At 64.2% G+C, this 25,725-nt stretch carries 25 protein-coding genes; 10 read left to right on the forward strand and 15 right to left on the reverse strand.

The window, feature by feature from the left end; translation table 11 throughout:
• Positions 1 to 20: 20 nt before the first annotated feature.
• The 8 genes from phnA to LB545_RS27380 all read left to right on the forward strand — a co-directional run bounded on the left by phnA (position 21) and on the right by LB545_RS27380 (position 9,524).
• Positions 21 to 1,277, forward strand: coding sequence for a phosphonoacetate hydrolase (phnA, locus tag LB545_RS27345; protein WP_140629001.1), 1,257 nt, complete (start codon positions 21 to 23; stop codon positions 1,275 to 1,277).
• A gap of 238 nt (positions 1,278 to 1,515) precedes the next feature.
• Positions 1,516 to 2,973, forward strand: coding sequence for a phosphonoacetaldehyde dehydrogenase (gene phnY, locus LB545_RS27350; RefSeq protein ID WP_224706112.1), 1,458 nt, complete (start codon positions 1,516 to 1,518; stop codon positions 2,971 to 2,973).
• Between the two features lie 71 nt (positions 2,974 to 3,044).
• Positions 3,045 to 4,403 (forward strand): aspartate aminotransferase family protein, encoded by a 1,359-nt coding sequence (locus LB545_RS27355; RefSeq protein ID WP_140555608.1) that lies wholly within the window; start codon positions 3,045 to 3,047, stop codon positions 4,401 to 4,403.
• Between the two features lie 2 nt (positions 4,404 to 4,405).
• Positions 4,406 to 5,416, forward strand: a complete 1,011-nt coding sequence (locus LB545_RS27360; protein WP_140555606.1) for an NAD(P)-dependent oxidoreductase — start codon at positions 4,406 to 4,408, stop codon at positions 5,414 to 5,416.
• 257 nt (positions 5,417 to 5,673) lie between these two features.
• A complete protein-coding gene (locus LB545_RS27365) occupies positions 5,674 to 6,702 on the forward strand; it encodes a 2-aminoethylphosphonate ABC transporter substrate-binding protein (RefSeq protein ID WP_140555604.1) in 1,029 nt (342 codons plus the stop codon).
• 59 nt (positions 6,703 to 6,761) lie between these two features.
• A complete protein-coding gene (locus tag LB545_RS27370) occupies positions 6,762 to 7,874 on the forward strand; it encodes an ABC transporter ATP-binding protein (RefSeq protein WP_224680228.1) in 1,113 nt (370 codons plus the stop codon).
• Complete coding sequence (locus LB545_RS27375; RefSeq protein ID WP_224706113.1) at positions 7,867 to 8,724, forward strand: 2-aminoethylphosphonate ABC transporter permease subunit; 858 nt, start codon at positions 7,867 to 7,869, stop codon at positions 8,722 to 8,724. Before LB545_RS27370 ends, LB545_RS27375 begins: the two co-directional genes overlap by 8 nt.
• 2 nt (positions 8,725 to 8,726) lie before the next feature.
• Entirely contained in the window at positions 8,727 to 9,524 is a 798-nt protein-coding gene (locus tag LB545_RS27380) for an ABC transporter permease subunit (protein ID WP_140514512.1), read from the forward strand.
• Between the two features lie 7 nt (positions 9,525 to 9,531).
• Here the strand turns inward: LB545_RS27380 and LB545_RS27385 are convergent, their stop codons facing one another.
• The 8 genes from LB545_RS27385 to LB545_RS27420 form a co-directional block, all read right to left on the reverse strand.
• Positions 9,532 to 9,978, reverse strand: a complete 447-nt coding sequence (locus LB545_RS27385; RefSeq protein ID WP_140551264.1) for a MaoC/PaaZ C-terminal domain-containing protein — start codon at positions 9,976 to 9,978, stop codon at positions 9,532 to 9,534.
• 8 nt (positions 9,979 to 9,986) lie between these two features.
• Positions 9,987 to 11,063, reverse strand: a complete 1,077-nt coding sequence (locus tag LB545_RS27390) for a Gfo/Idh/MocA family protein (protein WP_140555600.1) — start codon at positions 11,061 to 11,063, stop codon at positions 9,987 to 9,989.
• Complete coding sequence (locus LB545_RS27395; protein ID WP_140555598.1) at positions 11,056 to 11,385, reverse strand: L-rhamnose mutarotase; 330 nt, start codon at positions 11,383 to 11,385, stop codon at positions 11,056 to 11,058. The genes LB545_RS27390 and LB545_RS27395 overlap by 8 nt, the downstream gene beginning before the upstream one ends.
• Positions 11,386 to 11,395: 10 nt before the next feature.
• Entirely contained in the window at positions 11,396 to 12,508 is a 1,113-nt protein-coding gene (locus LB545_RS27400) for a mandelate racemase/muconate lactonizing enzyme family protein (RefSeq protein WP_224706114.1), read from the reverse strand.
• 4 nt (positions 12,509 to 12,512) lie between these two features.
• Positions 12,513 to 13,610, reverse strand: a complete 1,098-nt coding sequence (locus LB545_RS27405) for an ABC transporter ATP-binding protein (RefSeq protein ID WP_140555594.1) — start codon at positions 13,608 to 13,610, stop codon at positions 12,513 to 12,515.
• A 4-nt stretch (positions 13,611 to 13,614) separates the two neighbouring features.
• Positions 13,615 to 14,481, reverse strand: a complete 867-nt coding sequence (locus tag LB545_RS27410; protein WP_140564375.1) for a carbohydrate ABC transporter permease — start codon at positions 14,479 to 14,481, stop codon at positions 13,615 to 13,617.
• Positions 14,481 to 15,377 carry a carbohydrate ABC transporter permease gene (locus LB545_RS27415; RefSeq protein WP_140497613.1) on the reverse strand — a complete coding sequence of 299 codons (897 nt, stop codon included), beginning with the start codon at positions 15,375 to 15,377 and terminating at the stop codon, positions 14,481 to 14,483. The genes LB545_RS27410 and LB545_RS27415 overlap by 1 nt, the downstream gene beginning before the upstream one ends.
• A 146-nt stretch (positions 15,378 to 15,523) precedes the next feature.
• Positions 15,524 to 16,843 (reverse strand): ABC transporter substrate-binding protein, encoded by a 1,320-nt coding sequence (locus tag LB545_RS27420; RefSeq protein ID WP_140686654.1) that lies wholly within the window; start codon positions 16,841 to 16,843, stop codon positions 15,524 to 15,526.
• Positions 16,844 to 17,010: 167 nt separating this feature from the next.
• Here LB545_RS27420 and LB545_RS27425 point away from each other — a divergent pair, with 167 nt between their 5' ends.
• Positions 17,011 to 17,796, forward strand: a complete 786-nt coding sequence (locus LB545_RS27425) for an IclR family transcriptional regulator (protein WP_140497617.1) — start codon at positions 17,011 to 17,013, stop codon at positions 17,794 to 17,796.
• Between the two features lie 62 nt (positions 17,797 to 17,858).
• Positions 17,859 to 18,695: an amidohydrolase family protein gene (locus LB545_RS27430; RefSeq protein ID WP_224706115.1), complete on the forward strand. Its 837-nt coding sequence runs from the start codon at positions 17,859 to 17,861 to the stop codon at positions 18,693 to 18,695.
• A 20-nt stretch (positions 18,696 to 18,715) separates the two neighbouring features.
• Here LB545_RS27430 and LB545_RS27435 read toward each other — a convergent pair whose 3' ends face one another.
• The 7 genes from LB545_RS27435 to LB545_RS27465 all read right to left on the reverse strand — a co-directional run bounded on the left by LB545_RS27435 (position 18,716) and on the right by LB545_RS27465 (position 25,724).
• A complete protein-coding gene (locus LB545_RS27435) occupies positions 18,716 to 19,684 on the reverse strand; it encodes an ABC transporter permease (protein ID WP_140514528.1) in 969 nt (322 codons plus the stop codon).
• A 1-nt stretch (position 19,685) separates the two neighbouring features.
• Positions 19,686 to 20,636, reverse strand: a complete 951-nt coding sequence (locus LB545_RS27440) for an ABC transporter permease (protein WP_224706116.1) — start codon at positions 20,634 to 20,636, stop codon at positions 19,686 to 19,688.
• Positions 20,633 to 21,373, reverse strand: coding sequence for an ATP-binding cassette domain-containing protein (locus LB545_RS27445; RefSeq protein WP_140497625.1), 741 nt, complete (start codon positions 21,371 to 21,373; stop codon positions 20,633 to 20,635). The genes LB545_RS27440 and LB545_RS27445 overlap by 4 nt, the downstream gene beginning before the upstream one ends.
• Positions 21,366 to 22,103, reverse strand: coding sequence for an ATP-binding cassette domain-containing protein (locus LB545_RS27450; protein WP_140497628.1), 738 nt, complete (start codon positions 22,101 to 22,103; stop codon positions 21,366 to 21,368). The genes LB545_RS27445 and LB545_RS27450 overlap by 8 nt, the downstream gene beginning before the upstream one ends.
• 72 nt (positions 22,104 to 22,175) lie before the next feature.
• Positions 22,176 to 23,363 carry an ABC transporter substrate-binding protein gene (locus LB545_RS27455; RefSeq protein ID WP_224706117.1) on the reverse strand — a complete coding sequence of 396 codons (1,188 nt, stop codon included), beginning with the start codon at positions 23,361 to 23,363 and terminating at the stop codon, positions 22,176 to 22,178.
• Positions 23,364 to 23,385: 22 nt separating this feature from the next.
• Positions 23,386 to 24,531, reverse strand: coding sequence for an extracellular solute-binding protein (locus tag LB545_RS27460; protein ID WP_224706128.1), 1,146 nt, complete (start codon positions 24,529 to 24,531; stop codon positions 23,386 to 23,388).
• Positions 24,532 to 24,563: 32 nt separating this feature from the next.
• Positions 24,564 to 25,724 (reverse strand): CaiB/BaiF CoA transferase family protein, encoded by a 1,161-nt coding sequence (locus LB545_RS27465; protein ID WP_140497632.1) that lies wholly within the window; start codon positions 25,722 to 25,724, stop codon positions 24,564 to 24,566.
• Between the last annotated feature and the right edge of the window lies 1 nt (position 25,725).

Consider the following 25,725-nt stretch of genomic DNA (forward strand, 5'->3'; position numbering starts at 1 on the left):
CAGAATTTTTGAGGATTTCGATGAACCAGATGTCTCCCATCAACGTCGCGGTCAACGGCCGCACCTACGCCTGGCCACGTGTGCCGGCCATCGCCATCTGCCTCGACGGCTGCGAGCCGGCCTATCTCGACGAAGCCATCAAGGCCGGGCTGATGCCGGCGCTGGTCAGGATCAAGCAGAAAGGCACGGTGCGTTTTGCGCATTCTGTCATTCCGAGCTTCACCAACCCCAACAATCTGTCGATAGCCACAGGCCGCCCGCCCTCGGTGCACGGCATTTGCGGCAACTACCTCTACGAGCGCGAAACCGGCAAGGAAGTGATGATGAACGACCCGCGTTTCCTGCGCGCGCCGACCATCTTCCAGGCCTTCTACGATGCCGGCGCCAAGGTCGCGGTGGTCACCGCCAAGGACAAATTGCGTGCGCTGCTCGGCAAGGGCCTCGCCTTCGACGACGGCCGCGCGCTGTGCTTCTCGGCCGAAAAATCCGACACCACCACCAAGGCCGAGCACGGCATCAACAATGCCTCGAAGCACTTTGGGCTGCCGGTGCCGGAAGTCTATTCGGCCGAACTGTCGGAATTCGTCTTCGCCGCCGGCGTCCAACTGCTGAAGGAATTCCGCCCCGACATCATGTACCTGACCACCACCGACTATGTGCAGCACAAATACGCACCCGGCGTGCCGCAGGCCAACGCCTTCTACGAGATGTTCGACAAGTACCTGGCCGAGCTTGATGCGCTCGGCGCGGCAATCGTGGTGACCGCCGACCACGGCATGAAGCCCAAGCACAAGCAGGATGGTTCGCCTGACGTCGTCTATGTCCAGGACCTGCTCGACGAATGGCTGGGCAAGGATGCCGCGCGCGTCATCCTGCCGATCACAGATCCCTATGTCGTGCATCACGGCGCGCTCGGCTCGTTCGCCACCGCCTACCTTCCTGACGGCGCCGATCAGGCCGACATCATGGCGCGGCTGGCGAAGATCGACGGCATCATGCTGGTTGTCGACAGCCCGACCGCCTGCGAGCGTTTCGAACTGCCGGCCGACCGCATCGGCGACATCGTGCTGATCTCGACGCAGAACAAGACCATCGGCACCTCGGAACACCGCCACGACCTGGCAGCCCTCAACGAGCCGCTGCGCTCGCATGGCGGGCTGACCGAGCAGGAGGTTCCGTTCATCGTCAACCGCGTGCTGGCCGATTTGCCTGATGAGCCCGTGCTGAGGAACTTCGACGCGTTCTACTACGCGACGATGGCGGCCGCGCAGGCTTGATCTCGAGCGTGATTGTCGACCCCCACTCCGCCGAGCTTCGCTCGGCACCTTTCCCCCGATCGACGGGGGAGAGGAAAGGCGCCAGGGCTAGCGGCGGCTTAGCCCGGAAACGTGGTGGCGCCGACCTCACCTGATTTCCTCTCCCCCGTCGATCGGGGGAGAGGTGGCCCGAAGGGCCGGAGTGGGGGTCGACAATCCGTTGCACCACTTTCTCCTTCGAATTGCTGGAACGGAACCGATGACCAAGCTCGATACTTCGATCAAAGTCCGCCACGAACCGATGCGCATAGCTGGTCGCAAGGTCGACGCCGACGGCGTCGTTCCTGTCCACTACCCCTATACCAATGCCGTTATCGGCACCGTGCCCGCCGGCCGCGCCGAGCATGCCCGCCAGGCCTTCGAGATCGCCGCCGGCTACAGGTCGAAGCTGACGCGCTACGAGCGCCAGCAGATCCTGTTCCGCACGGCGGAAAAACTGGCGTCGCGCCGGGAAGAAATATCTGATCTCATTACGCTCGAGCTCGGCATCTCCAAGACGGATTCGCTCTATGAGGTCGGCCGCGCCTATGACGTGTTCACATTGTCGGCGCAGATGTGCATCCAGGATGACGGCCAGATCTTCTCCTGCGATCTCACCCCGCACGGCAAGGCGCGCAAGATCTTCACCACGCGCGAGCCGCTGAAGGCGATCTCGGCGATCACCCCGTTCAACCATCCGCTCAACATGGTCTCGCACAAGGTGGCGCCGGCGATCGCCACCAACAATTGCGTGGTGGTCAAGCCGACCGAACTGACGCCGATGACGGCGCTGCTTTTGGCCGACATCCTCTACGAAGCCGGCCTGCCGCCGGAAATGCTCTCGGTGGTGACCGGCTGGCCGGCCGACATTGGCAACGAGATGATCACCAACGACAATATCGACCTGATCACCTTTACCGGCGGCGTGCCGGTCGGCAAGATGATCGCCTGCACCGCCGGCTACAAGCGCCAGGTGCTGGAGCTCGGCGGCAACGATCCGCTGATCGTCCTCAACGATCTCTCGGACGACGATCTGGCCAGGGCCGCGGATCTCGCCGTCGCCGGCGCCACGAAGAACTCCGGCCAGCGCTGCACGGCGGTCAAGCGCATCCTTGTCCAGGAAAGCGTCGCCGACCGCTTCGTGCCGCTGGTGCTGGAGCGGGCCAGGAAGATCCGCTTCGGCGACCCCATGGACCGCACGACAGATCTTGGCACCGTCGTGCACGAGAAGGCGGCGGCACTCTTCGAAGCCCGGGTCCACATGGCCGCCGGGCAGGGCGCCGAAATCCTCTACAATCCGGGCCGGCAAGGCGCGCTGCTGCCGCCGATCGTCGTCGATCGCGTGCCGCACACATCCGAACTGGTGATGGAAGAGACCTTCGGCCCGATCATCCCGATCGTGCGCGCACCGGACGATGACGAGGCGCTGATCAGGCTCTCCAACTCGACCGCCTTCGGCCTGTCGTCGGGCGTCTGCACCAACTCGTTTCCGCGCATGCGGAAATACATCACCGGCCTTGAGGTCGGCACCGTCAACATCTGGGAAGTGCCGGGCTACCGCATCGAGATGTCGCCGTTCGGCGGCATCAAGGACAGTGGCAATGGCTACAAGGAAGGCGTCATCGAGGCAATGAAGAGCTATACCAATGTGAAGACGTTTTCGCTGCCCTGGTCCTGACCGGACGACTCGGCTGACAGAATAACCGAGGGAGCGTTCCACGCTCCCTCATTCGCGTTTCGGAGATGGTTATGGCCGCGATCAAAGAGCTTGTGCATACCGAGGGCGATTCCAACACCACGGCGGCCCGCAGCCGCTGGGATTCCGGCCAGGACGATCCACGCATCCGCGGGCTGCTTGACCGCGACGCTTCGGCCTTCATGCACCAGAGCCTGTCCAGCCCTTGTCTTTCGACGATCGCTAAGGCCGAAGGCATCTGGATCGAGGACACCGCCGGCCGCCGTTTCATGGATTTCCACGGCAACAGCGTGCACCATCTCGGCTATGGCCATCCGAAGCTGGTCGCCGCGATCAAGAAACAGCTCGACGATCTCTGTTTTGCGCCGCGCCGCTTCACCTGCGAACCCGCTGTCGAACTGGCCGAGAAATTGGCCGAGTTGGCGCCCGGCGATCTCGGCAAGGTGCTGTTCACGACAGGCGGTTCCGACGCCATCGAGGTGGCGCTGAAGATCGCGCGCGCCGCGACCGGCCGCTTCAAGACGGTTTCGTTCTGGGATGCCTTTCATGGCGCTGGCTTCGGTGCCGCAAGCGTCGGCGGCGAAGCGACCTTCCGTTCCCATATCGCCGGCCCGATGATGACCGGCACCGAACATGTCGCGCCCTGGGACGGCTACCGCTGTCCTTACGGCCACGGCACCCTGGAAGCCTCCGGGCTCGCCTGCGCCAACATGATCGCCTATGTGCTCGGTCGCGAACAGGATGTGGCCGCGGTCGTCGCCGAGCCGATGCGGGCAACGCCCAACCCGCCGCCGCCCGGTTTCTGGAATCGGGTGCGCGAGGCCTGCGACCGGCACGGCACGCTGCTGATCTTCGACGAGATCCCGACCGGCCTTGGCAAGACCGGAAAATTCTTCGCCCATGAGCATGACGGCGTGACGCCGGACATCGTCGTTCTCGGCAAGTCGCTCGGCGGCGGCATCCTGCCGATCGCCGCTGTCATCGCCCGCCGCGATCTCGACGTCACCGGCGGTTTTGCCATCGGTCACTACACCCACGAGAAGAACCCGGTGACGACGCGCGCGGCGCTGACGACGATCGATATCATCCTGGAAGAAGGACTGGTCGAGCGTGCGGCCGAGCTTGGCCGGCATATGCTGGGACGCATGCAGGATCTGATGGGGCGTTCGCCCCATGTCGGCGATGTCAGGGGCAGGGGACTGATGGTCGGCGTCGAACTTGTCGAGGACCGTACCTCGCGCCAGCCCGCGCGCGATCTTGCCGAACGCGTCTTCTATGCCTGCCTCGAACGGGGGCTGAGCTTCAAGGTCAGCCACGGCAACGTGCTGACGCTGTCGCCGCCGCTGGTGATTTCGAAAGCCGATCTCGACCGTGCGCTCGATATCGTCGAACGCGCCGTGCTGGCGGCCTGACCGTGAAGGCCGTCCGCACCGACCGCGAGCTCGAATGCCCAGGCATCGATGCCGGCTTGCGGGCAAGGGGTGTCGAGCTGGTGACGCTGCCGGACGGCATTTCCGAGGCGGAGCTCAAAGCCGCGGTCGCCGACGCCGATCTGCTCTTGATGTGCTACACGCCAGTCACTGCGGAGGTGATCGACGCGGCGCCCAGGTTGAAGGGCATCGTCAAATATGGCGTCGGTATCGACGCCATCGATATCCCCGCTGCCATGCGGCGCGGTATCCCCGTCGTCAACGTGCCCGAATATGCCGAGGAAACCGTCGCCGAAGGTGCTTTCGCCATGATGGTCGCCCTGGCCAAGCGGCTGCCCGCCATCACCGCGGCGGTATCGCGCGATGGCTGGATCTGGCCCGAGCCGCGCTGGCTGGGCCGCGACATTTCAGGCGCCACGCTCGGGATCGTCGGTTGTGGCAAAATCGGCCGCAGCATGGCGCGCATGGCCGGCCAGGGATTTCATGCGCGGCTTCTTGGCTTCGATCCCGGTGTCGACGCCGAAACGATGCGCGCCGCCGGCATCGAAAAAGCCGACGACCTCCAGGCAATGCTTCGCGCCTGCGACTTCGTCTCAATCCATTGCGTGCTGAACGACAGCACGCGCGGCCTGATCGGCAAGGCTGAACTCGCCTGTCTCAAGCCCTCCGCCATCATCGTCAACGTCTCGCGCGGCGCGCTCATCGACGAGGCGGCCCTTGTCGAGGCGATCGTTTCCGAGCGCATCGGCGGCGCCGGGCTCGACGTCTATTCGGTCGAGCCGCTGGCCAAATCGGGCCATCCGATGGGCGCGCTTTTCGGCCGCGACGACGTCATCCTGTTCCCGCACCTCACCTTCTTTACGCATCAGGCGATGCGCCGGCTCGAGGACGACACGCTCGCGCGCTGCTTTGAGATTCTCGACGGCCGGCCGGTGACCGTGCGCTCGTCCGACCCGCGGTTGCGGGCGCAGACTTCTGGCGTTTCATTCGTCTGATCACCACCTGCTCGAACGCTTCGACGGCCTGCCCTGAGCAGGTCGAAACATGTTCACGACATGACTGCGACGGTTCCATGACAACTATCAGACGAAGTTTGCCTGTCATAAAATAAATAGATTTTACTTATCGATCTCCAATCCCCAGAGTTGCACTTAACGACGACGCTGCCGGCACCCATCGAAGCAGAAGCAGCCGGCGCGGTCGCCACAGTGCATCGCAGAATGTGCCATCAATCAAAAAAGGGGAACTGGACATGAAATCACGCAACGCAACCATGGTCGCGGCTTTCGCCGCGTTGCTGGCGTCGGCTGCCCTCGTCGGACCGGCGATGGCAGATGGCGTCGTCACCATCTACTCCGCCGATGGCCTGCATGACGGCAACGGCAGCTGGTTCGAAACCGAGTTCGCCGCCTTCACCAAGGCCACCGGCATCAAGGTGCAGTATATCGAGGCTGGTTCGGGCGGTGTCGTCGAGCGTGTCGCCAAGGAGAAGTCGAACCCGCAAGCGGACGTGCTGGTGACATTGCCGCCCTTCGTGCAGCGCGCCGCCGCCGGCGGCCTGCTGCAGGATTACAAGCCCGAAGGGGCGGACCAGATCGACGGCGGCACCGACAAATACCGGCCGCTGGTCAACAACTACATGAACTTCATCTACAACAGCGCCGTGCTTTCGGAAGCGCCGAAGAGCTACGACGACCTGCTGGACCCGAAATTCAAGGGCAAGATCCAATACTCGACGCCCGGCCAGGCCGGCGACGGCACCGCTGTCATGCTGCAGATCATCCATGCCTTCGGCGGCGAGGATGCAGGTTTCGAGTTCATGAAGAAATTGCAGGACAACAATGTCGGCCCCTCCGCTTCGACCGGCAAGCTGACGGCGCTGGTCAACAAGGGCGAGCTGCATGTCGCCAACGGCGATTTGCAGATGAACATGTCGCAAATGGCCGACAATCCCAATATCAAGGTGTTCTGGCCGGCGGGGCCTGACGGCGTGCGCTCCACCTTTGCGCTGCCCTATGAGATCGGCCTGGTAACCGGCGCGCCCAATGCCGACAACGGCAAGAAGCTGATCGACTTCCTGCTCTCAAAGGAAGCTCAGTCGAAGGTCAGTTCCGTGGCTCTTGGCCTGCCGGCCCGCAAGGATGTGACGCCGAACGACGCCAATTTCGCGAAGGCGCAAGAGGCGATGAAGGGCCTGACCATCTGGTCGCCGAACTGGGATGACGCTCTGGCCAAGCTGCCTGACTACGTCAAGCGGTGGAACGAAGCGACCGGAAGTTGATCCCTGCCAATCCGGAGGACCATGCCATGTCGGCCGCCGCTTTTACTGGGACCAGTGTCATGGACATCGACGCCGCGAAGGTTCGCGGCGCCGGCTCCAACGTCCATTTCGACAAGGTTGTTGTCGCCTATGGCGCTCACGTCGTCTTGCATCCGCTGACCCTGGATATTGCTCCCGGCGAGATCCTGGCGATGATCGGCCCGTCCGGCTCCGGCAAGACCACCGCCTTGCGGGCGGTGGCCGGCTTCGTGCGGCCGAGAAGCGGACGAATCCGCATTGGCGCGACGGATGTGACCGATCTGCCGCCTTATGAGCGCGGGCTCGGCATGGTGGTCCAGAACTACGCGCTGTTTCCGCATATGCGGGTCGAGGACAACGTCGCCTTCGGCCTCAGGGCTCAGGGCGCCGACAAGGCGCTGATCGCCGAGCGGGTCAAGGATGCGCTCGGTACCGTCGGCATGGCTGCCTATGCAGGACGTTATCCGCGCGAGCTTTCCGGCGGCCAGCAGCAGCGTGTCGCGATTGCGCGCGCTCTTGCCGTGCGGCCCCGCGTGCTGCTGCTTGACGAGCCGCTTTCGGCGCTGGACGCACAGATCCGCCGCAATATGGTCGAGGAGATCGCCAGGCTGCACCGCAGCCTGCCGGGCCTGACGATCCTCTATGTCACTCACGACCAGACAGAGGCGCTCACCCTCGCCGACAAGATCGCCATCATGCGCGACGGCTCGGTCTGTTCGCATGGACCGACGACCGAGCTCTACCGCCGTCCGCCCAACCGCTTCACCGCCGAGTTCCTCGGCCGCGCCAATCTACTGCCGGTCACCATTGCCGAGGCTGCCGGCTCCAAGGGTTTTGCCGCGGCAAGGCATGGCGACGCGGTGCTGATGGGCACCGGCCGTGACGAGAAGGTCGGCGACAAGAGCCTGCTTTGTATCAGGCCCCAGCACCTCAGCCTGACGGCCGATGGCGACCATACCAACCGCATTGTCGGCACGCTCCTGGAGGTGCACTGGCAAGGCGAACTCACCCATCTCGTGCTCGATGTCGACGGCACGACGGTGCGCGTCTCGGCGACGAGACTGCCGATGGCCCTGCCGGAACCCGGCGCCAAGGTGCCGCTGTTCTTCGCGCCCACCGACACCTCGCTCGTTCCGGAAGACGCCGGTGTCTGAGGCTGTCGCTATCGCCTCGCCAGCGGTCAGGAGAGAGCCTGGCAGATTCTGGATCGTGCCGCCGGCCGCACTCTTGGCCCTGCTGTTCTTCTATCCGCTGGCGCTCATCGCCCGGCAGGCCTTCCTGGACGACAGCGGCGTTGCCAATGTCGCCGAAGTGATCCGCGTCCTGCATTCGCGCTTCTTCCTCAACGCGCTGATGAACACGGTGACGATTTCGGTTACCGCGACTGCCGGGTGCCTGATCGTCGGTCTCGTGCTGGCACTGATCCTGGCCTTCGTTCCGTTCCCCGGCAGCGGCTTCATCGCCAGGCTGATCGACACCTTCATCGCATTGCCGACCTTCCTGGTGACGCTCGCCTTCACCTTCCTCTACGGCTCCGCAGGCATGCTCAACGCAGGGCTGATGGAGACCTTTTCACTGCCGTCGCCGCCCGTCGATTTTCTCTATTCGAGCTGGGGCGTGGTGCTGGCCGAGGTCACTGTCTACACGCCGTTCATCCTGCGGCCGCTGCTTGCCGCCTTCTCGCTGGTGGACCGCGGCCAGATCGAAGCGGCAAGCGTGCTCGGCGCGCGGTCGTTCCGCATCGTGCGCCAAATCATCCTGCCGGCCGCCATCCCGGCGCTCATTGCCGGCGGGAGCCTCTGCCTGCTGCTCACCGTCAACGAGTTCGGCATCGTGCTGTTCATCGGCGCCAAGGGGGTCATCACGCTGCCGCTGCTGATCTATGGCAAGGCGATCCAGGAATCGGCCTATCAGGTCGCCTGCATCATCGCCCTGATCAACATCGCGCTGTCGCTCGGCCTGTTCGGGCTCTATCGTTTCGCAGCCGGCCGGCTGGGGGTCTAGCCATGCTGGTCTGGTCCCGCTCCGGTCGCCTCGTTCTGTGGCTCCTCTTCGCGCTGATCTTCGGTGTGCTGTTCCTGGCGCCGCTTGCGGTCATTCTCCTGTCCAGCCTTGCCGGCCAGTGGAACGGGGTGCTGCCGAGCAGCCTGACGACGGAACACTACAGCGACGTCTTGCATGGCGCGGCCGGCGATGCGGTCAAGGCGAGCCTTCTCACCGGTTTTGCAGCCAGCGCGCTGGCGCTGGTCAGCGGCACCTGGGCGGCGCTGTCGCTGCGGGTCCAGGGGCATGCGCTGCGGCGCCTGCTCGGCCTGTTGTTCTTCATCCCCAGCGCCGTGCCTTCGGTCTCCGTCGGCCTTGGCCTGCTGGTCGCCTTCAGCCATCCGCCGCTGCTGCTCAACGGTACGATCGCGATCGTCATGATCGCCCATTTCGTGCTGATCTCAGCCTTCACCTTCGGCAATGTGTCGGCCGGACTGGCGCGACTCTCGCCCGATTTCGAGCAGGTGGCATCGAGCCTCGGCGCGCGGCCGGCCTACCGCCTCTGGCACGTCACCTTGCCTCTGCTCGCACCCTATCTGGTCGCGGCGTTCGGGCTCAGCTTCGCACTGTCGATGGGTGAACTCGGCGCCACCGTGATGGTCTATCCGCCGGGTTGGGTGACGCTGCCGGTGTCGATCTTCAGCCTCACCGACCGAGGCGACATCTTTGCGGGAGCAGCGCTCACCATGATCCTGGTGGTGGCGACCCTGGCGCTGCTGCTCGGTCTGGAGCGCATCACCGCCCGCGCCACGGGATCGTAGCGCTGCCTCAGCCGGGTTTGCGTTCGACGATGTAGATGTGATCCGCGGCCAACACCACTTCGTCGCGCTGGTTGATCACCTCGCAGCGTTCGATCACCCGGCCCGCGGCCGGCCGCTTCGGATCGTCCTCCTTGGCCGCGATGGTGGTGCGCGTGCGGATCGTGTCGCCGATGAACACCGGCTTGATGAAACGCAGCCGATCATAGCCATAGGAGAAGGCAACGGGATTGACGACGCTTGCCGTCAGTCCGATGCCGACCGAGAACACCAGCGTGCCGTGCGCGATGCGCTGACCGAACGGCGTCGTCTTCATGAACTCGGCGTCCATGTGGTGTGGGAAGAAATCGCCGGTGTGTCCGGCATGGACGATGAAGTCGGTCTCGGTAATGGTGCGGCCGCTGGTCAGCCGCGAGGAGCCGATCTCGTAGTCTTCGAAATAAATTATCTGTTCCATGTCCTGCCTTACGGCTTTTCGGCCAGTGGCGTCGCCGGCGCTGCGCTCGATTTATAGGCGGCTTCCACCAGCGCCATCGTGCTCCAGGCGTCCTCGACCGAGCTGACCAGCTCGTCGTCTTCCCCGCAAGCAAAGCGCTGGACATTGGCCATGCGCCCGACAAAGGCATCGGGGAACCATTCGCCGGCGAGTGGCACGGCAATCCAATCCGTCCCGCCTTTCGGGTATATTTCCAGGACATCCGGTTCGCCGCGGGGATAGTCAAGATTGAGGCCGAGTTTGAGATAGGCCGCGCCCTCGGTGCCGCAAATGCGGAATTCGCAGGCCTGGTGCCGGCGCCCGAACTTGTGATCATGATTGATCGACAGCGCGCAGCGCACGGTGTCGCCATAGTCGAGGATGGCGCTGGTGCGCGTCTGCGCCACCGTATGGTTGGGGTGGCCGAGCGTCTTGGCGTGCACCCCTTTGGGGTCGCCCAGCAATTGTCTGACGAGGTCCAGATAGTGGATCGAATGCATCGCGATCTCGACACGCGGCGCCTTGAGCAGGAATTCCCACAACTCCCAAGGTGTCGCCAGCGCCAGCCAGGCGTCGAAGTCGACGACCTCGCCGAGCCATCCCTTGGCGATGGCATCCTTGAGCGCCAGCATCATCGGCGCGAAACGCAATTGGAAATTCACCGCGGCCTTGAGCTTCCTGGCGCGGCAGATCTCGAGGATTTCGGTTGCCTCGCCGAGATAGTTGCCCATCGGCTTCTGGATCAGCGCGACCGCCTCCTCGGGAAGCGCCTTCAGGATCTCGGCATGCCGACTGGGCGGTGTCGCCAGATCGAAGATCGCATCGTTGATTCCGGCGGCTTCTTCCACGGAGCGGAATGCGGTGACACCCCATTTCTCGGCCAGGGTCCGCGCCTTGGCCTGGTCCGGATCATAGAGGCCGGCAATCGGAAACTCGGCCTTCCGGTAGGCGGGAAAATGGGCGTCGCCGACAATCGAACCTGCGCCGAAGGTGACGATCGGCCGGGGCTTTGTAGGCTTGGGCCAGGACTGGATGAGTGAGGCAGGGTCGAAACCGCCTTCAGTCATGATGGAAGACCTCGTCCATCGAAGCCCACCATTCGCCCTCCTTGCGGGTCGCCAGCGGCTCCTGGCAAGGCATGCAGAGGGCCCACCATTCCTGCGTCTTCGGGTCTGCCGCCATCTTGGCCATGTCGGCGGCATAGTCGGTGCCATGGTATTCGAAATAGGCAAACAGCAGGTTCTCCGGCCGCTTCAGGTAGATCGAATAGTTCTCGATGTTGCAGGCCGAGATCGTGGTCAGCACGTCGGGCCAGACGGCGGCATGGAGGCGCACATATTCCTCGACCTTTTCCGGCTTCAGTCCCAGAACCATTCCCATCCGCTGCATGTTCGTTCCCCTATTTCGTGATCGCCGTGGTGAATTCGGCGATGCTCATGGCCTTGACCGCGTCCCAGTCCCAATCGATGCCGATGCCGGGCTCGTCGGGTGCCAGCGCGTGCCCATCCTCGATGCGCATGCGCTTGCCGGTCAACTGGTCAAGCTGCGGAATGTACTCGACATACCGGCCGTTCTGAACAGCGCAGGTGAGGCTGACATGCAATTCCATCAGGAAATGCGGGCAGACCGGGATGTCGAAGGCCTCCGCCGCATGCGCCACCTTTAGCCAGGGCGTGATGCCGCCAATGCGGCCGACATCGACTTGCACGATCGAACAGGCGCCTTTCTGCATGTATTCGCGGAAATGCCTGATGGAATAGAGCGACTCGCCGATGGCGATCGGCGTCGGCGTCGAGTTCGACAGCCTCACGTGCCCATCGATGTCGTCGGCCGGCAGCGGCTCCTCGATCCAGGCGAGATCGAGTTCACTGAGCCTCGCTGCGCGGCGGATCGCTTCGTCGACGGAGAATCCCTGATTGGCGTCGGTCATGATCTCGTAGCCGTCGCCCACCGCCTTGCGCACCGCCGCCAGCCGCGCCAGATCTTCCGATCCGTGCGGTTTGCCGATCTTCACCTTCGAGCCGCGAAATCCCTTGGCCTTCGCGGCCAGCGCGTCATCGACCAGCGCCTGCGTCTCGATGTGCAGCCAGCCGCCCTCCGTCGTGTAGAGCGGGCAGCGGTCCTTGGCGCCGCCCGCCAGCTTCCACAGAGGCAGGCCCTGCTTCTTCGCCCGCAGGTCCCAAAGCGCGGTGTCGATCGCCGCGATCGCGATGGCCGTGATCGCGCCGATCGTGGTGGCGTGTGTGGCGAATTCGAGATCGTGCCAGATCGCCTCGATCATGTCGGGGTCGCGGCCGATCAGGCGCGGCGCCAGATGGTCGGACAAGAGCCGCATCACGGACGAGCCGCCGGTGCCGATCGTGTAGCTGTAGCCGGTGCCGACGGCGCCGTCGGAATCGGTGATCGTGACGAGAGGCGTTTCCTGGCTGACGAAACTCTGGATCGCGTCCGTGCGCTTGACCTTCGGCACAAGGTCCACCATCCGCAGTTCTATCTTTTCGATCGTGGCCATGTCGTCAGCTCCGCAATGACTTTCCCGTGTCGGCGGCAAACAGGTGCGCCTGCGACAGGTCGAGGCTCATGGCCACCCGCTCGCCCGATCTCAAAGCTCTTGGGTTCAGCATGCGCGAAACCCAGTCTGCGCCATTGAACTCGACGAACACCAGCGTCTCGTTGCCGAGTGGTTCGGTGACCGTGATCGGCAATTCGATCTGGTGGACGTCTGCGGCACCACCGGAACTGATACCATGGCCGGTCGGGTAGATGTCGTCGGGCCGCAACCCGAACACCACCTTGTTACCCCTGGCGACATTGGCTTTGAATTGGCTAGGCAATGGCAGCTTTTCGCCGCTGGCGAAAACCAGCTGGCCGTCATCGATCGTCGCCTCGTGCAGGTTCATCGGCGGCGAGCCGATGAAGCCCGCGACGAACCGCGTCGCCGGCCGTCGGAACACCTCGTCTGGGGTGCCGACCTGTTCGATATGGCCGTCGCGCATGATGACGATGCGGTCGGCAAGCGTCATCGCCTCGACCTGGTCATGGGTGACATAGATCACCGTCGACCGCACCTTGGCGTGCAGCTTCTTGATTTCGGTCCGCATCTGCGTGCGCAGTTTGGCGTCGAGATTTGAAAGCGGCTCGTCGAACAGGAACACGTCGGGATCGCGTACGATGGCGCGGCCCATGGCGACGCGCTGGCGCTGGCCGCCGGAAAGTTGCGACGGGCGACGGTCGAGCAGCGTGTCGAGGCCGAGGATGGCCGAGGCTTCGGCGACGCGGCGCTCCATATCCTCCTTGGCGGCCCCGGCAATCTTCAGGGAGAAGCCGAGGTTCTCGCGCACCGTCATGTGGGGATAAAGCGCGTAGGACTGGAACACCATCGAGATGTTGCGCGAACGCGGCGGCAAATCGTTGACGACGCGGCCGCCGATCTCGATCGAGCCGGCGCTGATCTCTTCCAGCCCTGCGATCATCCTGAGCGTCGTCGACTTGCCGCAGCCGGAGGGGCCGACCAGCGCGATGAATTCGCGGTCCGCGATGTCGAGGTCGATGCCGTGCACGATCCCGACATTGCCGTAGCGCTTGGTCAGCTTTTGGAGGGAAACCGTTGCCATGGGATCAGCCTTTCACCGCGCCGGAGGTCAAGCCGCCGACAAGGTGTTTCTGGACGATGTAGGTGAGGGTGAGCGCCGGGATGATCATCACCACGGCGAGCGCGCACATGCCGCGCCAGTCGATGGTGAATTCGGCCGTGTAGTCGAGCAGGCCGACCGGCAGCGTCTTGGCGCTGACCGAGCGGGTCAGCTGCGAGGCCAGCGCGAACTCGTTCCAGCAGGTCAGGAAAGCAAAGATCGCGGCGGAGGCGATGCCGGGCCCGGCAAGCGGGAACTCGACCTGCCAGAAGGCCTGCCAGCGGGTGCAGCCGTCGATCTGGGCGGCTTCCGCGAGGTCCTTCGGCACCTGGCGGAAGAAGCCGTCGATCAGCCAGATGGTGAACGGCACGTTGAGCGCGACATAGGCCAGGATCAGTCCGAAATGCGTGTCGATGATGCCGAGCCTGACATAAAGGAAGAACAGCGGCAGCGAGAGCGCGATACCCGGCACCGTGCGCGTCAGCATCAGGCCGAGGAAGACGCCCGACTTGCCGCGGAAACGGTAGCGCGCGAAGGCATAGCCACCGGCCATGCCGATGGCCACCGCGATCACCGTCGAGGTCACCGAGATGATCAGCGAGTTGCGGAAATATTCTATGACCGGGATGCCGCCCTTGCCGATCCCTGAGAACATCGCGACATAGGCGTCGAACGAGATCTGCTGCGGGATCCACACCGGCGGCTTGGCCATGATCTCCACCGTCGGCCGCAGCGACGAAAGCACGATCCACAGGCCGGGCAGGCAGATGGTCAGCATCGCCAGGAACAGGCCGATGCGATAGGCGATGCCCAGCAGCCGGCGCTTGAGGCGGGCGGAAGAATTCTCGTCCATCACCACTCCGCACCGATCTGCGTGCGCGCCGCGGCGAGCTTGTTGAAGAAGTAGACGGTGAAGGCGATCGACAGCAGGATCGAGAAATAGGCCATGGCGTTGGCCATGCCCATGCGCCCGTCGCTGTAGGCGGTGCGCGCCACCAGCGTCCACAAAAGCTCGGTGCGGCCCGCCGGCCCGCCATCGGTCATGATCTTGACGATGTCATAGGCGCGCGCGACGTCGAGCGAACGGATGGTCATGGCGATGTAGGCGAAAGGCATGACGAACGGCCAGGTCACATAGCGGAACGTCTGCCACGGCGTGCAGCCGTCGACCCGCGCCGCCTCGATTGGCTCCTTGGGCATGGCGAGCAGGCCGGCGAGGATCAGGATGGCGAAGATCGCCGTCGACGACCAGATCTCGGCGATCGAGATGGCGATGAAGGCGAGATGGCCTTCGATCAGCCACGGAATGGCATCCCTGGTGATGCCGAGCGATTGCAGGGCGTTGTTCACCAGGCCGATATTGTCGTTGAACATGAACTTGAACTGGAAGCCGACGAGGATCGGCGAGAACATCATCGGAAACATCATCAGCGTGCGCAGGATGCGCTGGCCGCGCGTCGCCTTTTCGACCAGCATGGCGAGGCCGAGGCCCAGCAGCATTTCGAGATTGAGCGCGATGGTCAGCAACAGAACCGTGCGGCCGAACGCCCACCAGAAACCGGCGTTCGCCAGGATCGAGAGATAATTGCGGAAGCCGACAAAGACGAAGAACGTTTCGGGCTTGGTCAGGCGGAAAGGCGTGAAGCTGGAATAGAGCGACAAAAGCAACGGCACCACGACGACCGCCGCCAGCACGATGATCGCCGGAAGCAGCAGCAGGAATGGCGCGGATGGCTTGAAGCCCTTCATTGGGACCCTGTGAGTTGCATTCGATTGCCGCCTGTCGAGTCGGGCGGGGCAGGCATCGTCATCGTGGGAACACCCGAGGCAGTGCGCGCCTTAAGACGCGAGCGCCTCCCCCATTCCTGATGGGGGAGGCGGTCTTGGGAGCGGTTCTACAGCTTGCCGGCGTCTTCGAGAATTTGCGTCGCCTTGGCGGCGGCTTCGTCGAGCGCCTGCTTGGACGTCTTGTCGCCGAGGATCGCCGCCTGCAATTCGGGATAGACGGCGTTCGAGATCTCGATCCATTCAGGCGTCTGCGGCACCGCGAAGGCGTGCTTGGCTTCTTCCTGGAAGGCGGAGAGGACCTCCTTCTTGTAAGGATCGTTTTCGGCCTGCTTCAGGTCCCAGTCCCAGACCGCGGTGAGGGTCGGCAGCGGGCCCGCGGCGGCCTCCAGCTTCTGGCTGTCCTCATTGGTGAGCCACCACACCAGCGATGCCGCGGCCTCCTTGTTCGGGCAGGTCTCGGTCACCGAGAAGCCATGGAAACCGGACCAGCCGGTGCGCTTGCCGGACGAGCCTTTCGGCGCGACCTTGACGCCGACATTGCCGGCGACCTTCGACGACTTCGGATCGTTGAAGAAGCCGGCCCAGCCCGGCCAGTCCAAGTTGATGGCGACGGTGCCGGAGGCAAAACCCTGGCCGAGATCGTCCCAGAGATAATTGGTGGTTCCGGCCGGCACAGCCTTGGCCTTGTAGAGGTTGACGAACCAGTCGAGCGCACGCACGCCGGCTTCGGAGTTGAAGACCGGCTTGCCGTCCTTGTCGAGATATTCGCCGCCCTCGGCCACCACCATCTCGTAGAAGCGGCCGTTGATCGCCTCTTCCTTACCGGCGAACTGCGTGCCGTAGAAGTTGGGCGGGTTGGCGAAGAACTCGGCCTGGTCGGTGACTTCCTTCCAGGTGTCCGGCGGCACCAGATCATAGCCGTATTTCGCCTTGAACTTGGCCTTGTTGTCGGCGTTCTCGTAGAGGCTCTTCTGGTAGTAGAGGGCAGAGACGTCGAACTGCGCGCGCGGCAGCATCTCCAGCTTGCCATCGATGGTCGCCGCCTTGATCGTCGATGGCACGAAGGCATCGATCTCTTCCTTGGGCAGCAATTTGCTGAGGTCGGTATAGAGGCCGGTATACTGCGGCGCGAAGGAGGAATGGTTCCAGCCGACGCACCAGTTGGTGCTGCCCGAGGCGATGTCGGACTTTAACTCCTTGTCGATGTCGAAGCCGTTCTTCTTGGTCAGGATGTTGACCTTGGCGCCGGTCGCCTTCTCCCATTCGGGGATGCGCTCGTAGAGCTTTTCATATTGCTGGCCGCCGATCAGCTTCACGTCCACGGTAACACCTTCGAACTTGCCGGGCAGGTCGCCGGCAAGGGCTGCGCCTGCGCCTGACGCGAGCAACAAAGCGCCGGCGCACACGCCGGAAAGCAGTCTGTTCATTGGTATCCTCCCTGGGTGCGCCTTGGCGGCGACCGCACTCGTCTGATGACAAGAAGCGTTACATTCATATACAAACAAAACATTCATGGAAACGTCAAGGCGAAATTTGTTTCCGTCGGCTGCGTTCCTGCGTATATGAAGAATCGATTTCACTGGAGGGAAGGCCCATGGATGACAGCGAAGACGAGCGGTATCGCGCGCCTGCGCTCGACAAGGGGCTCGACATCCTGGAACTGCTGGCCGGCGTCGACGGCGGCCTGACGCAGGCGGAAATCGCCAAGAAGCTCGACCGCAGCCCCAACGAGTTCTACCGCATGCTGGACCGGCTGGTGCGGCGCGGCTATGTCACGCGGCTCGACGGTGACCGGTATTCACTGACGCTCAAGCTGTTCGGCCTGGCGCAACTGCACGCGCCGGTGCGGCGGCTGGTTTCCTACGCGACGCCGTTGATGCGGGAGCTGGCAGAGACGTCGCAACAGGCCAACCAACTTGTTGTTTTCGATCGCGGTTCGGCCGTGGTGATTGGCCAGCAGGAGGCGCCGAACTACTGGGGCATCTCGATCCGGGTCGGTGCCCACATCAGCCTGTTCGACACCGGTTCGGGACATGTGCTGCTCGCTTTCCGTTCGCAGGAGGAGCGCCAGATGATGATCTCCGAACATGTCCGCAGCACCGACAATACGGCGCAGCCGCCCGAGTTCTTTGCCCGTCTCGACCAGATCAGGGAACGGGGATATGAGATGATGGCCTCGATGCAAACTGCCGGCGTCTACAATCTGTCGGCACCGGTGCGCGGCTCCGACGGCAAGGCCATCGCGGCGCTTTCGATTCCTTACATCACCGTCGTCAACGCACCGTCCGCGCCGGACATGACCCGCACCATCGAACTGCTGCTGGCCACATGTGAGAAGCTATCGCGTCTGGCCGGGTCGGCCGTCGGTTCATCGGCGTAATTCTTATTTGAATGAAGAATTCCTCCGTGAGATGATGTGAAAGATACGGGAGGAGCCCTGCCATGATCATTGACACCCACCTGCACCTCATCGACCGCTCGGCCTTGCGCTACCCGTGGCTTGCCGGCGTGCCCGCTCTCAACCGCGACTTCTCCTATGAGGAGTACGGCGTGGAAGCTCAACGTGTCGGCGTCGAGCGTGTGCTGCATATGGAGGTCGATGTCGACCCTGCCGACATCGAGGCCGAGACCGAACGTGTCGAAGGCCTGTCGAGACAGGCCGGCAGCATGCTGGCCGGGGCGATCGCCGCCTGCCGTCCGGAAGAGGCCAATTTTGCGGCCTATCTCGAGCGCCAGCGAGCAAAGCCGTTCGTCAAGGGTTTTCGCCGCGTCCTCCACATCATGCCCGATGAACTCTCGGAAGGCGCGCTATTCCGGGACAGCATCCGGCGGCTCGGCGGCACCGGGCTCACCTTCGATCTCGTCGTGCTGCCGCATCAGATCCCCAAGGCGATCGCGCTCGCCGATCTGGCGCCCGACGTCCAGTTCGTGCTCGACCATTGCGGCGTCCCCGACATCAAGGGCAATGGCGAGCACCCGTGGCGCGAACACATGAGCGAAATCGCGCGACGTCCGAACGTCGTGGCCAAGATTTCCGGCGTCGTCGCCTATGCCGATCCCGGCAGTTGGACGGTCGAGACGCTGCGGCCCTATGTCGAACACACGATCGGTTCGTTCGGCTGGGACCGCGTCGTCTGGGGCAGCGACTGGCCTGTCTGCACGCTAGGCGGCGGTCTGTCGACCTGGGTGGCGGCGACCCATGCGTTGCTTGCGGGTTGCAGTGTTGCGGAACGCGACAAGCTCTTGTCGGCGAACGCCCGCAAGCTCTGGCGGCTTTAACCGGCTCCGCTTGGGGTTCTTCAGATCGTCGCCGAAACGTGCCGTTCGCGGCCGTAAAGCGAAACCAGCAGCACGATGATGAAGCCGAGTGCTGCCTGCACCGCCGAGGGCTGGAAACCGAGCCCGATCAGCAGTGTGTTGATCTCGGTCAGCACCAGCACGCCGGCGATCGTGCCGAGATAGCTGCCGCGCCCGCCGACCAGCGCCGCGCCGCCGACGACCACGGCCGCGATGGTCTGGAACAGGTAGGGCTGCCCGACGTCGCCATAGGCTGAGCCGGTGAAGCCGAGCAGCAGAACGCCCGCCACCGCGGCGAAGAAGGCGCTTGCCGCATAGGTGATCACCCACATGCGGACGGGACCGATCAGCGCCAGAGGCGCGGCACCCGGATTGCTGCCGAGTGCGTAGAGCCGGCGCCCATAGGGCGTCCGCTCCAGCACCAGGACGACGAGCGCCGCCAGCACGACAAGACAGGGCACCAGCCATGGAACCGGCAGTGGCCCGGCCGATCCGCCGATCGACACGAAGCTCGAAACCGCTTGCGGCGCGGAGCCTGAAGGGAAGCCCGCGGTCCATAAAAGCACCAGCCCTTGCACGACCATGCCGATGCCGAGCGTGACGATAAGCGGCTGGATGTCGAGGCTGCGCGCGATGAGCCCGTTCAGGCCACCGATAAGGATCGCCAGCACGCCGACGAGGCCGCAGACCAGGACAAAATTCCAGCCATCGCCGTAGAGTTGCGCGGCCACGACATTGGCAAAGCCGATGACGAACGGGATCGACAGGTCGATGCCGCCCATGATGACGACCAGCGTCTGCCCGATCGAGGCGACGGCGAGCAGCGAGGCAAGCACCAGCATGGCGCGCACCGCAAACGGGCTGGAGTAGCCCGGAATGAGGATGATGCCGGCAAGATGCAGAAGGGCGGCAACACAGAAGGCGCCGACGACACGGGCATTGGTTGTCGCGAATAGATTTCGGCCAGCCATGTCAGCGCCTCCCGATGGCAAAGCGTTCCTGCAGCGCGGTCAGCATCACCGCCAGCACCAGTATGGCGCCGTAGGCGATCTGCAGCACGAAGGTCGAGACGTTGAACGTCGTCAGCACGCTTTGCAGCAGGAAGATGTCGACAGCGCCGATCGCGGCACCCGCGACGCCACCACGGCCGCCGGCAAGACTGACACCGCCGAGCGCCACGGCGGCGATGGCGATCAGCGTGTAGGTCGGGCCGATGTTGGGATCGGCCGACCCGATCAGCGCAGTCAGCATCAGTCCGGCGCAGCCGCCCAGGATGCCGGTCATGACATAGGCGATGAAGCGCACGAGCGTGACGTCGATGCCGGCCGTATAGGCGGCGCGATCGTCGCTGCCGACCGCCATCAGCTGGTCGTAATAAGGGCTGCGCCGCACCAGCCACCAAAAAAGGAACATCAAGGCCAGCGGCAGAAGCGAGAGTGGGCCCGCCAGGGCTTTCAGCCAGGCCGGCGCCGGGCCGATCGGCGCCGGCAGGATGGTCAGCGTCACCCCCGTCAGGATCAGATAGGTGCCGAGCGTGGCCACGATCGGCTGGATGCGCACGATGGTCGCCAGGAAACCGTTCGCCGCCCCGACCAGCGCACCGATGAGCAGCGCCGCCGGAACAAGCGCCAGCGGCGAGGATATTCCGGCGCGCAGGAAAAGCACCTGGATCACGATGGCGTTGACGAAGCCCATCAGCGGCCCGACCGAAATATCGATGCCGCCGCGCCCGGCGAGGATCACCGGCGTCGAGGCGATGGCCGCACCGATCAGCGGCGCCGCCAGACCAACCAGCGCACCCCAGGAGCCCGGCTGGAACCGTGCCGGGCTCAGCATCAGATTGATCGCCAGCAGGGCGATCAGCAGTACGACGGCGAAGCCGACGCTTCGGCCGAGGGACAGGATGCGTGCGAAGGGTCTCATGCCGCGCGTCCGAACATGGCTGCGATCACGTTCCCGGTGGTCATCGCCTGGCCGGCGATTTCCGCCACGACTTCATTTTCGCGGAACACCAGCACGCGATGGCAGAGAAGAAGGATCTCCTCGATCTCGCTGGACAGGATGACGAGCCCCATGCCGTCGGAAGCCAGCCCGCGAAAGACGTCGTAGAGAACATGCCGGGTCGCTACGTCGACGCCGCGCGTCGGGTCGTTGAGAAGCAACATTGCGGGGTCCAGCGCCAGGGCCCGCGCCAACAGCACCTTCTGCTGGTTGCCGCCGGACAGGGTGGTGATCGGCGCGTCGGGCCGAGGCGCCGATATCGACAGCCTTTCGCGATAGGCCTCGTAGCGCGCCTTGCGCGCCGCCGGGCTGATCAGGCCGAGGCGGGTATCGCGAGACAGCGTCGAGACGGCGAAATTGTCGAGCACCGATTGCGTCGGGAAAATGCCTTTGGCACGCCCGCGCGGAAGATAGGCGATGCCGCTCGATACGGCCTTGCGGAAGCCGGTGATGGCGCGGGATGCGCCGGGCAGATCGAGGGTTATCGAACCGCCAAGCGGCGCGACCAGGCCGGCGAGCATCTCGAGGAAAAGCTCCTGGCCGTGGCCATCCAGGCCGGCGAGCCCAACGATCTCGCCGGCGGCGACCGCCTGCATGATCGGGCTGGCGTCCGGTGCGATGACGAGGTCGCGGATAGTGAGGGCGGCGCGATCAGCCATGCGCCAGCTCCGCGGCGGTGCGTGGCGCCATCGCCTTGAGAAGCTCCGCCGGCGTCGAAGCGCCGCGCTCCTCGGTGCGCACCACGCTGCCGCCGCGCAGGATCGAGATGCGATCCGAAAGCGACGTCACCTCATCCATGCGGTGGGTGATGAACAGGATCAGGCAGCCTTCGCCGGCAAGCGTGCGCATCAGCGAAAAAACGGACTCGCGGTCGGCGAAGTCGAGTGCTGCGGTCACTTCGTCGAGGATCAGGATCTTTGGATCGCGCACGACCGCACGAGCAAGAACGACGAGTTGCTGTGCTGCGAGCGGCAACTGCCCGGCGGGCATGTCGAGCGGAACGTTGGTGACGGCGAAACGTTTGAGGGCGGCGGCTGCCCTGTCGCGCCGCTCGTTGCGGGGAACCGCGCGCCGGACCAGGCCGTCGAGGCCAAGCAGGATATTGTCGGTCACGCTGCGGTCCGGCGCGATCAGCACTTCCTGGAAGACCGTGGCGAAGCCTTGCGCCTGGAAGGCCGAGGGGGTTCCGCCCGAAAACGGCCTGCCTTGCAGCAGGACCGTGCCGCTGTCGGGCTGAACGATGCCGGACAGCAGCTTGACCATGGTGCTCTTGCCCGAACCATTCTCGCCCAGGATGGTGTGGATGGTTCCTGCCCGGAACGCGATCGAGGCGTCCGCAAGCGCGACCGTCTCGCCATAGCGTTTGGATATGTTTCTGATTTCAAGCATGTCGCGTTTCGAAGCTGGCAAGCCGGCCCTCCGAAAGGAGCCGGCTTGTCGAGGTCTTATCTGGCCCAGGCGTCACTTCGCGCAGGCGTCTGGCACCTTCGAATAGTCCCATCCCTTGGTCGGCGCCGGGTTGGAGAAATAGGCGTCGAGCCATTCTTCCGGCATCGGATCCTTGGGCGGCACCGGGAAGATCGATACGGCATCCGTCGTCATGCAGTCCTTGTACCAGGCGCCGAGATCGGCATTGTGGACCGGCGGAATCGGAATGAGCAGCGTGTTCAGCTTCGGCTTCTGGCCGTCGAGCATGCGTTCGCCGACGCGAAACAGCGTTTCGGCGGTCCAGTGCGGCAGCACGGCATGGCCCTCGAAGCGGTACTTGTCGGGATTGGCCTTCCAGTAGCCCAGGGCATCGCCGGTGATCGAACCGGTGATCAGCGGCGCCGGCCGGCTGGCTTCGGCGAACGCCTCCGCGACGACGCGGCTTTCGCTGCCTGTCGTCCACACCGCATCGATCGGCGCCGGGTTGGTGGCGATCGCCTGCAGCACCACCGTCTTGGTGACATTGGCCGTCCAATTGCCGTTGACCGTGCGCGAGATCTTCAGCTTGGGGTTTTCCGCCAGCGCCTTATCGGCGCCCTGGCGCTCCTGGACCACGATCGGGTGGCCGGCGATGCCCTCGACCAGCAGGATGCTGGCGCCATCAGGCTTGGCCTTGCCGATCGCCGTCATCATGTCGTAGCCCCAGCGCGCATAGTTGGAATCGACATTGATCGCGTTCGGGCTGGTCACCGAACCGGCGGCGGTGATGAACGGGATGCCTGCCTTGGCGGCCGCATCGATGGCGTCATCGAGCGCTGTTGCCGAGCCCGGGATCGAGGTGATGATCGAGCACTTCTTGTCGATGAAGGCGCGGATCTGGTTGATCTGCTGGCTGGCGTCGTTGTTGGAATCCGACACTTCGAAGCTGGAGACGGTGCCGTCGGCGATCAGCCCGTCGACCAGGCGCTTCAGTTCCTTGGTGACGGTGACCCGCCAGGGGTTGCCCTGGTAGGATTCCGAATGGCACCATTTCCATGGCTTGGACGGCGGGTTGAAATTGTCCCAGGCCGATGGCAGCACCTTCTGCGGCGCGCCGTCATATTGCGCCTTGAGTTCATCGGGCAGCCCGCTGATGACGCCTTGTACGTCTTCGGCAAAAGCTGTCGTTGCGAGTGAGGCGAAGGCGGTTGCGGCCACAAGGCCGCGGATCAGGGTTTTCATTTGTCTCCTCCGTTCGATTTCTTCAGGCTCCTCCACCGGCAGTGCCGGTCGCCTGCGCCGGGGCGCTCTGCCGAAATAGGCGATTGAGATCGGCAATGACCTGGCTGGAACGATGCCCTGAGGTCATGCCGGAATTGACGCGGTCGGACGCGGCCTGCTGGAACGCCATGTAACCATTATGGCGAGGCCGCACCCATGCGCCCTCCAAGGTCGCGCGCGTATCGCGATAGAAATTGCCGGTCGCCGCATTGACGGCCTGATCCTCCCAGGCCGCGGCATGGCCGGGCTGTCCGCCGGCCGCGGCATAGGGGCCACGCTGGACCTCGCCGCTGGCGAGCCAGTAGGCGAAATCGGTTGCCGCCTCTTTCGCCTTCGAGAAGGCCGACACCGCTATGCCTGTGCCGCCAAGCGCCGTGCCAATCGGGCCGCTGGATCCGACAACAGGGATGTCGCCAAATGCCAGGCGATGTGGGCGAAACCCGGCCATCGCGTAGGAAACATAGCCGTAGATCAGCGGTGCGCAGACGATCGGGGATCCGGCCTGCGCCATCCGCTCCGAAACGGCGATCGGATCCATCTCGAAGCAGGCCGGGTCGACCAGCGCGGCAATCTCGCGCATTGTCTCGAAGACTTCGCTGCCGGCCTCGCCGTCGATGAGATCGTTGGATGGGTCGGTCGCGCAAGCATGCCCGAGATTGCCTGCGAGCGTGAAGAACACCATCATCGAATGCGGTGGCCGCAACGGCAGCAGCACGCGTGCCTGCCGGGCAAGATCGAGTACTTCGCTCCATCGCGATGGCGGTGCGCCAAGCGCATCGGGCCGCCATGCCTGGACCTGCGTCGCGGCATCGATGGGAAACGCCCACTGCCGTCCCTGCCATGTGTAACTCGGATAGGACTGGCCGACGCTGCCGGAGGAAAGTGCCGCGCGCTCCGCCTCGCGGCCGGCGACGTCGAGCGGCTCCAGGCAGCGTTCGGCGGTGATCTGGCCGACATGCGGATGGTCGATGACGATCAGATCATAGGCGCGCGCCAGTTCCTCGACCGGGAAGGACTCGAAGTCCTGCAGCGAACGCTTGTCCCATTCGACGGCAATGCCGGTTTTCTGCTTCCACAGCGACGAGCAGGCGACCATCGGATCATAGCCGCGCGGATGGTTCCAGGTCATGCCCCTGAGCGTGGGCTTTAGGAAGCGCGTGGTCACAGGCCGAACTCCTCGCGGATCGCGGCGCTATGCTCGCCGATGCGCGGTGCTGCCCGGTCGACCTTGGCCCTGATGCCGTCGACCCTGAGCGGCGAACTGGTGGTAAGGATCGAGACATCGTCCTCGCGCGTCACCGTCTGCAGCATGTCGAGCGACTGGAAGCCCCCGCTTGCCAGCATTTCCGGCCAGGTCAGCACCTTGGCGCACCAGATGTCGGCGGGTTCGAGAACATCAAGCCACTCGTCGACCGTCCTGGTCGCGATCCGCTGCGCGACGATCGCCTTGATGTCGTCGCGCGCGGTGAACCAGGATGCCGGCTTGTCGCGGTAGGGCGCCAGTTCCTCCAGCGACAGCAGGTCGGCGAGTTTCGGGATTGGCGTCATGGCGATGGCGAGATAGCCGTCCTTGGCGGGATAGACGCCGTAAGGTGCCGACAGATAGGCATGCGCGCTGCGGAAGCTGGAGCGGCGCGGCAAACGGCGGCCGTCATTGAGATGCGTGGTCAGTACCTCGAACTGGAAGTCGACCAGCGCTTCCAGCAGGCTGGTTTCGATATGGCTGCCCTGGCCGGTGATGCCGCGCCGCACAAGGGCGGCCAGTATGCCTTGCGCGCATGCCGCGCCCGCCAGCATGTCGCCGATAGCAAGCCCGAACGGCACCGGCCCCTGGTCCTCGTCGCCGTTCAGCCACATCACCCCGGAGCGCGCCTGCGCCAGGAGGTCCTGGCCGGGCCGCTTGACCCATGGGCCGTCCTCGCCATAGCCGCTGATCGAGGCATAGACCAGGCGCGGGTTGATCTTGCGGACCGCCTCGTAGTCGAGGCCGAGCCGTTCGATGACACCCGGCCTGAAATTCTGGATCAGCACGTCGGCCTTCGCCAGCAGGCCGCGCAGCGCCTTGAGATCCGCCTCGTCCTTCAGGTCGATGGCGAGGCTTTCCTTGGCCCGGTTGATGGCATGGAAGATGGTGGAATCACCGCCGATCTCGGTGTCGCTGAGATAGAGCCGGCGCGACAGGTCGCCGCCGTCCGGACGCTCGATCTTGATGACGCGGGCGCCGAGATCCAGCAGCCTGAGCGAGCAGTAGGGCCCGGACAGGAACTGGCTCATGTCGACGACGACGAGACCGGCAAGCGGCAATTCGGCTGCTGCCGGCATT

This window comes from Mesorhizobium sp. BR1-1-6 (assembly GCF_020165355.1).
Lineage (GTDB): Bacteria > Pseudomonadota > Alphaproteobacteria > Rhizobiales > Rhizobiaceae > Mesorhizobium.